The sequence below is a fragment of the Mesorhizobium sp. M7A.F.Ca.ET.027.03.2.1 genome (genome assembly GCF_003999175.1).
Taxonomy (GTDB): Bacteria; Pseudomonadota; Alphaproteobacteria; order Rhizobiales; family Rhizobiaceae; genus Mesorhizobium.
Genome location: NZ_RZOM01000285.1, coordinates 1 through 6,175, shown reverse-complemented (window position 1 = coordinate 6,175; position 6,175 = coordinate 1). Strand labels below are relative to the sequence as shown.

Here is a 6,175-nt window from a genome sequence, read left to right as displayed (position 1 = left end):
CTCCAGAGCCGCGCGTTCTACGATCAATCGTCCCCCATCGGTTCGACGCTACGGATCCCCAATTTTCCGAGACGATGAGCAGCTATTCGCAAGGGCAGATGTTCGATTCCAATGCGGTCCAAACTCTCATCAACGGAGACGAAATATTTCCGTCTATGCTGCAAGCAATCGGGACGGCTCGATCCAGCGTCGACATGGAGACATATATTTATTGGTCAGGAGCCATCGGCTACGAGTTCGCGATCGCATTGGCGGCGAAGGCCAGCGAAGGCGTCGAAGTCCGTGTGAACGTCGACTGGGTTGGCAGCCTTCCCTTCGACGAGGACTTGATCCACATCATGACCACTGCCGGTGTGAAGTTCGAACGCTATCGGCCTTTACGCTGGTATACGTTGGACCGTGTAAACAACCGAACTCATCGCAAGCTGCTGATCGTCGATGGCCGGATAGCATTCACTGGCGGCGCCGGCATTGCCGATAATTGGCGCGGGAACGCACGCAACTCAAATGAATGGCGCGACACGCACTACCGGATCGAAGGACCCGCCGTGTCCGCATTCCAAGCGGCGTTCGCGGAAAACTGGCTTGAGACGACCGGCGAGACATTGCAGGGCGGAAAGTTCTACCCTGCAGTTGCGCCCGCTGGTGGGCTCGATGCCCAGTTGATACTTTCTTCGCAGCCAAACGGCTCGGAGAACATGGAGTTGATGATGTTGGCAGCAATAGCCGCGGCCAAGGATCATCTGCGCATCGGCATGGCCTACTTCGTGCCCGACGACATAGCCCTGCAGCAGATTCTTGATGCAAGGAAGCGAGGCGTCTCGGTCGATGTCATCGTTCCCAATTGGCTGACGGATGTGCCCATAGTGCGAAAGGGTTCACGTTATTTCTGGGGCGAATTGCTCAAAGCCGGTGTGCGCATTTTTGAGTTTCAACCCACAATGTACCACCCCAAGCTTTTGATCGTCGACGATGTCTGGGTGAGCGTTGGCTCGGCCAATCTGGATGAGCGTTCCTTGCGCCTCAACGATGAGGCCAGTCTGAACGTCTACGGCATGGAATTCGCGCGAACGCAAATAGACATCTTCAACGAGGACCTGAAACGATCAAGGCAAGTCAGGCTGGAAGAGTGGCAAGCACGTCCGGTGAGCGAAAAGGTCACCGACTACTTTGCCAGCAGGCTACGCTCCCAGCTCTAATAGTGTGGAGATGCAAAGTCCCCGCGATTGCTCGCCAGATAGGCTTTTTGCCGCCAATAGGGCGCCCCCGAAACGGCCCGCGCAGACTAGTAGGCAGGGACAAGCCTGGTGTCCCGAAGGGGCAAGTCCATTGCAAATCTTAACCCCTTGGGGTGGTATTGCAGCTCAACCTTTGCGTCGCACTGCACGGCGACAACCCTCTCTAGCAAGGTTGTGCCAAAACCACTTCGCTGGGGCGGGTGCACCTCAGGGCCATCGCGTTCACGCCAGTCAAGATGAACCACTTGAGCATTTTTGAATTGCGCCACCGACCAGCGTACCTCAAGCCGTCCCCGAGGCCAGGACAACGCTCCGAATTTCGACGAATTCGACGCCAGCTCATGGAAAGCCATGCCCACGGGTATTGCGAGATCCGCGACAAGCGCGACATCAGGCCCTTCCAAGAGAATGCGTGACCTGTCCGTCGTGTCGTAATGCCGAAGCTCGGTTTCCAGCAATTTGTGCAGAAATGCGGTCTGCCAATAATCATCTGTCAGCATCGAATGGGTGTCAGCCAGAGATACCAGCCTGGCCGAGAAATTGCGCACGAAATCATCCACATTGCTGCTTGAGCGGGCTGTTGCCCCCATCATCGCTCTCACATTAGCGAGAGTATTCTTGACGCGGTGATGAAGCTCCCGGATCAACAGCTTCTGACGATGCGCCACTTCCTCTTTGTGCTCGAGCAAGGATTTGACTTCGAGCTGCCGCGTGCGGGCGCGCAGCGCGGAACGCACGGAGTTGGCTAGACTTGATGCCAGAAACGGCCGCTCCAGAACGATGAGATAGCGGTCGAGAAATCTCAGCCGCTCGTCGAACTCAGCGCCACGCATCGTGAGCAGAACGATCGGAAAATCAGACCAGGCCGGCTGGCTTTCAAGCCAGGCGGCGAATGGATTGCGATCCGAAGTGAGCAATGCTTCTTCTGCAACGACTAGGCACTGTGCCATATCCAGCAGCGGCAACGTCTCAGCAAGAGTGCTGCAGATATGCGTTACAATGCCCTTCGACGCGAGGATTGATGCCGCGATTTTTGCATCACGGCCGGTCGGTGAGAGGATGAGCACTCCGGGATCCGTTGCCATCACGATGATTTATCTTTGAGAAGATCGCCCTGCTTGCCCTGATAGGAGGGCACCCCCGTCAGGATGCCTCGGAACTGTTCAAGAGGTTCCCCCACGGCGAGGCCGGCGGGGCTGATCTTGAATTCGCGAATGGTGTCTTCATGGGCGCCGACGCGCTTTTTCACTACTGAGATCGCGCGCCTCAACCTCCCGTCATTCTCAAAGAAGCGCAACAACATGACCGAATCGCAGAGGTATGTCATGTCCACGGGCGCCACCATTTGCCCGAGCAATCCGTGGTTGGCGAGCAGAAGGATTGTGACGACGCCTTTTTGATTGAGGTAGGTAAGGATCTCGTGCATTTGCAACACCAGATGCTGTTCCTCGGACATCGCATTCAAGTAGCCGGTTAGGCTGTCGATCACCACAAGCCGCGCATTCGAATGGTCCACGGCGGCTTGGATCCGAGACGACAGCTCTCCGGGTGACAGTTCAGCAGGCTCGACTTTCTCCAGGAGAAGCATGTCACTCTTGATGAACGGTTCCAGGTCCAATCCAAGCCCGGCTGCGCGCGCCAGGAAGATACGCTTCGTTTCATCGAAAAGAAGCACCAGCACCGTCTCGCCGCGCAAAAGCGCGGCGTGGCAGAATGTTGAAGCAATCGTAGACTTGCCTACACCTGATGGCCCGATCAACAAGGTGCTGGTGCCTCGTGACAGCCCGCCGCCCAATAGATTGTCGAGGGAAGTGCCACTTATGGCTGGCGGGCCCTGCTTCCCTTCGTCGTGTTCGCCGGCCACGAGCCGGGGGAAGACCGATACCCCACCTGGCCGGATGACAAAGTCATGGTATCCGCCACGAATTTCCACACCTCTCATCTTGATGACCCGCAAGCGGCGGCGTTCCCCCCCATACACGGGTGACAGCTGCTCCATGCGAATGACCCCATGGCTGATAGAATGCAGGTTCAAATCGTCAAATTCGGCGGTCAGGTCGTCAAGGAGCAGAACCGTTGCGTCGTTAAGAAGGAAGAAGCTCTTCAACGCCAGCACCTGCCGCCGGTAGCGCAAGGAGCCCTGGGATAGGAGGCGTATCTCCGACAGGGAGTCGAAAACGACACGATCCGGCTTAAGACGGCCTATTTCATCCAGTGCGGATTGGACCGTTTCACCCAGTTCAAGGTCGGAGGAGTGCACCAGTGTCTGGCGTTGAGACGGATCGAGGCTGAGCTCCGGGGGTACCAGTTCCAGAATGTCTACGCCGTCTAGTGACATCCCATGACGATTGGCGACCGACAGAAGTTCACGCTTGCTCTCGGAAAGTGTGATGTAAAGGCACCTGTCTCCGTTCTGTGCGCCGTTGATCAGAAACTGCAGCCCGAGCGTCGTCTTGCCGGATCCAGGCCTGCCCTCGATCAGGTGTGACCGGTATTTGGCATAACCACCTCTCAGGATGTAATCGAGACCCTCGACGCCAGAAGTGATCGGTGATGCATCATCTGTTTCCAAAGTGCCCTCTCGCGCGGACCAGGACCACCGTAACGGCCAGGATTTTCAATGGTTCCCCGGCTGACTTGCAAGGCATCGGCAACACTGTGGGTACGCAAAATCCGGCGCCTACCGCATCGATATTGTTGAGCAGCTTGGTGATTGGCATTGAGGCTAGCAAAGCGTCCGACGTCAGCGTCGCGCTGGCAGACACGATCCGCAAGGATCGGCGGCACCCGCGCGCTGCTGGTTGAGGAAAGGCACGGGCCGTTCGTCCAGCGCATCCACGCAGCTTTTTTCTGGAAGTTTAATGCTTCAGTATCTGGCTGAGGAACAACTTGGTTCGATCATGGCGCGGGTGGCCGAAAAACCCGTCGGGCGTGCCCTCCTCGACGATCTGCCCAGCGTCCATGAAGATCACCCGGTCGGCAACCGCACGCGCAAAACCCATCTCATGCGTCACACACACCATGGTCATGCCGTCCCGAGCCAATCCCGTCATCGTCTCTAGCACCTCGGAGACCATTTCCGGATCGAGGGCGGAGGTCGGCTCATCGAACAGCATGACAGCCGGTTCCATGCACAGGCTGCGGGCAATCGCCACGCGCTGCTGCTGTCCGCCGGACAGCTGGATGGGGAACTTGTTCGCCTGCTCGGGAATGCGGACCCGCTCAAGGAACTTCAGTGCGGTCTTGCGCGCCTGCTTTTCCGATACGCCCTTCACCCACATTGGGCCGGCCATGCAGTTCATCAGCACCGTCATGTGCGGAAACAGGTTGAAGTGCTGGAAGACCATGCCGACGTTGGAGCGCACGGCGGCAACGTTGGTCATCTTGCCATGTAAGGCAACGCCGTTGAGGACGATGTCGCCCTCTTGATGCGCCTCCAGGCGATTGAAGCAGCGGATGAGCGTTGATTTGCCGGAACCCGAGGGCCCGCAGATCACGATCCGCTCGCCCTTGTGGACGATCAGGTTGATGTTCTTCAGCGCCTGGAATTGGCCGTACCATTTGGAAACGGACTTGGCTTCAATGATGGCCGGAGCGCTCATCGCACCTTGCTCCTGTGGTAATGCCGTTCGATCCGCGATTGGACCAGTTCGAGGCAGATCGACAGCATCCAGTAGATCATGGCTGCCGAGATCAGCATCTCCATGTGCTGGAAGGTCTTCTGTCCGAGGGTGCGCGCCAGGAACATCAGCTCCCACACGCCGATGACCGAGACCAGCGAGGAATCCTTCAGCATCGAGATGAACTGGTTGCCCGTTGGCGGAATGATGACCGGCAATGCCTGCGGCAGAATGATGCGACGCATGGTCAGCGTGAAGCCGAAGCCCATGGAGCGCGACGCCTCCCACTGGCCGCGATCGATGCTCTGTATGCCGGAGCGGAAGATTTCGGTCATGTAGGCGCCGTAGCAGAGCGATAGCGCCAGGATGCCGGCCGGAACCGCATCAATGACAAAGCCGAGCTGCGGCAGCCCGAGATAGATCAGATAGACCTGCATGAGTAGCGGCAGGCCGCGGAAGAAGGAGGTGTAGAAGCTGGCGATGGCGTAGGCGAAGCCATTGCTGGAAAGCTTGGCCACCGCACCGGCGACGGCGATGACGGAAGCGATAACGATCGAAATGGCCGAGACGTAGAGTGTGGTGACAACGCCCTGGCTAATCAGGAACGGCAGCTTCTCCCTGATAAAGGGCAGGCTGAGATGGAACGTTTCGAAGAAGGCGATGAACAGGAGCAGCAGTTCGAGCCAGACGATGCCGATCTGGAACTTGAGCGGCGCGAAGCCGATCAGCACGACGTTCAAGGTGAAGATCACCGCTATGGCGAAAGCAATGGCAAAGCGGCCGTAGAAGCCACTCACCGACGGCTCGCCGATCACGGGGCGCATTAGTTCGGCAAAGCTGGTGCTCGACATGTTGAAAGCCATGAAGAGAAGCAGAACGACGCCGAACATCGTAGCCACGAACCAGGGTTTGTGGACGAGGATTTCGGCTTCGACGGTATCGGGATAGAGCATCTTTGAGCACCGGCTGTTCGGCGGCCTGCCGGGGGGCAGGCCGCCTTTGAAAGGGGCTAGTTGGTCTTCGAATAATCCTGCCCGTACCACTTTTCGGAGAGCTTGCTCAGCGTGCCATCCTCCTTCATCGCTTTCACGGCGTCGCCGATCTTGGCGGAGAGTTCGGGATCGCCGCGTTCGATGGCAATCGCCAGCGGCTCGTAAAACACCGGATCGCCTAGTTGCTTGATCGGGTAGCCGGCCTTCTCGGCGTCGAGGATCGACGGTAGCGAAGAGACCACCGCGTCCAGGCGCACGCCGTCGCCGAGGCGGAGGTCGTCAAAGGCGGTCGTCGAATTCTCGTAGGAGCGGACCTCCTTCGGGT

6 protein-coding genes are annotated in these 6,175 nt (G+C 58.0%); 1 reads left to right on the top strand and 5 read right to left on the bottom strand.

The window, feature by feature from the left end; translation table 11 throughout:
- Window positions 1–1,199 (top strand): phospholipase D-like domain-containing protein (locus EN750_RS14635; RefSeq protein ID WP_127396837.1); only part of this gene is annotated, 1,199 nt, incomplete at its 5' end.
- A gap of 86 nt (window positions 1,200–1,285) precedes the next feature.
- On the opposite strand, the gene EN750_RS14630 is transcribed toward EN750_RS14635, so the two are convergent.
- From EN750_RS14630 to EN750_RS14610, 5 genes are all read right to left on the bottom strand, one after another.
- Entirely contained in the window at window positions 1,286–2,326 is a 1,041-nt protein-coding gene (locus tag EN750_RS14630; protein WP_127329069.1) for a sensor histidine kinase, read from the bottom strand.
- Window positions 2,323–3,810 carry an ATPase domain-containing protein gene (locus EN750_RS14625; protein WP_127396836.1) on the bottom strand — a complete coding sequence of 496 codons (1,488 nt, stop codon included), beginning with the start codon at window positions 3,808–3,810 and terminating at the stop codon, window positions 2,323–2,325. The genes EN750_RS14630 and EN750_RS14625 overlap by 4 nt, the downstream gene beginning before the upstream one ends.
- Window positions 3,811–4,096: 286 nt before the next feature.
- Window positions 4,097–4,840 carry an amino acid ABC transporter ATP-binding protein gene (locus EN750_RS14620; RefSeq protein WP_127396835.1) on the bottom strand — a complete coding sequence of 248 codons (744 nt, stop codon included), beginning with the start codon at window positions 4,838–4,840 and terminating at the stop codon, window positions 4,097–4,099.
- Window positions 4,837–5,811 carry an amino acid ABC transporter permease gene (locus tag EN750_RS14615; protein ID WP_127332355.1) on the bottom strand — a complete coding sequence of 325 codons (975 nt, stop codon included), beginning with the start codon at window positions 5,809–5,811 and terminating at the stop codon, window positions 4,837–4,839. The genes EN750_RS14620 and EN750_RS14615 overlap by 4 nt, the downstream gene beginning before the upstream one ends.
- Window positions 5,812–5,867: 56 nt before the next feature.
- Window positions 5,868–6,175: transporter substrate-binding domain-containing protein (locus EN750_RS14610; protein WP_127396834.1), on the bottom strand; the 308-nt coding region annotated here is incomplete at its 5' end.

What these genes read in the sequence shown, in the direction of transcription:
- EN750_RS14615 (WP_127332355.1), bottom strand. Translation starts at nt 5,811, where the DNA reads ATGCTCTATCCCGATACCGTCGAAGCCGAAATCCTCGTCCACAAACCC.
- EN750_RS14620 (WP_127396835.1), bottom strand. Translation starts at nt 4,840, where the DNA reads ATGAGCGCTCCGGCCATCATTGAAGCCAAGTCCGTTTCCAAATGGTAC.